At 68.4% G+C, this 1,082-nt stretch carries 2 protein-coding genes; one reads left to right on the top strand and one right to left on the bottom strand.

Going from position 1 to position 1,082, the window contains the following annotated elements; genetic code table 11:
• Positions 1 to 385: Lrp/AsnC family transcriptional regulator (locus ACWGDE_RS39160; protein WP_453393848.1), on the top strand; the 385-nt coding region annotated here is incomplete at its 5' end.
• A 48-nt stretch (positions 386 to 433) separates the two neighbouring features.
• On the opposite strand, the gene ACWGDE_RS39155 is transcribed toward ACWGDE_RS39160, so the two are convergent.
• Complete coding sequence (locus ACWGDE_RS39155) at positions 434 to 1,042, bottom strand: TetR/AcrR family transcriptional regulator (RefSeq protein WP_453393847.1); 609 nt, start codon at positions 1,040 to 1,042, stop codon at positions 434 to 436.
• Positions 1,043 to 1,082: the final 40 nt, after the last annotated feature.

Raw genomic sequence — 1,082 nt, 5'->3', positions numbered from 1 at the left:
CGCCCGTGCCCTCGGCATCGCCCCGTCGACCTGCCTCGAACGCGTCCGCGTACTGCGCGCCCGCGGGGTGATCACCGGGTACCACGCCGCGGTCGACCCGGCCGCTCTGAACCGGCACGTCCAGGCGCTCATCCACTTCCAGATCCGCCCCCTCAGCCGGGCGGTCATCGAGGCGTTCAAGACCTACGCCGCCGGGCTGCCCGAGGTCAGCACGGTCTACGTGGTCACCGGCGGAGACGACATGATCGTGCACGTCTCGGTCCCCACCGTGGACTACCTCCACGGCTTCCTCATGGACAAGTTCACCGAGCGGCGCGAAGTCGTCGGATTCCGCACCTCGGTGATCTACCAGCACACCCACAACCAGGTGCTCGCACCCCTCTGACGCGCGATCCGAAGGGGCACGCCGGGTTCGGACAGAACCCCGGTTCCCCTATCGGTGACCCCAACCGCCCTCGACCGACCTACGGCATCGCACGGGTTCGTCTCCCGCGCTGGTGAACAGGGCGGTCAGCATGGGCACTCCGTGGGCGAGCGCCTGGTCCGGCAAGGGGCCCGTGGCCACGAGCGAGGCGAGTCCGTGGCCGATCATCCAGCTCTGCGTGGCCAGTTGCAGCGGGTCGACCTCGTCACGGAAGCGGCCGCTCGCCTGGGCGCGCTCGATGGTGCGGACGAGGCAATCGAGGGTCTCGTCCGTCGCGTTGGCGTCTTCGAGGTCGAAGTCGGCGTCGAACATGACGCGGTAGAGATCGGGACTCGCCAGGGCGTTGGACAGGTAGGCGGCCCCCAGAGCGGCGAGGTCCCGTACCGGATCCGCCGACGAGTCCACGGCCGTGAGCCTGGCGTTCAGACGGGTGAAGCCCTCCTGCCGCAGCGCCTTCCACAGGCCGTCCATGCCGCCGAAGTAGGTGTAGACGGCCATCGTCGACACGCCGGTTCCGGCCACCAGGGTGCGGAGCGTGACCGGTTGCCTCGTCCGCAGCATCTGCGCGGCCCGGTCGAGCAGCAGGGTACGTACCGCCGGATCCTTCATCCTCACCATGAGCCCACAATACATAGCATCGCTATGCTTTGATGAGTGC

It is taken from the genome of Streptomyces sp. NPDC054956 (assembly GCF_053609185.1).
The sequence above is the reverse complement of the archived record's forward strand: the minus strand, read 5'-3'. Positions and strand labels throughout refer to the sequence as shown.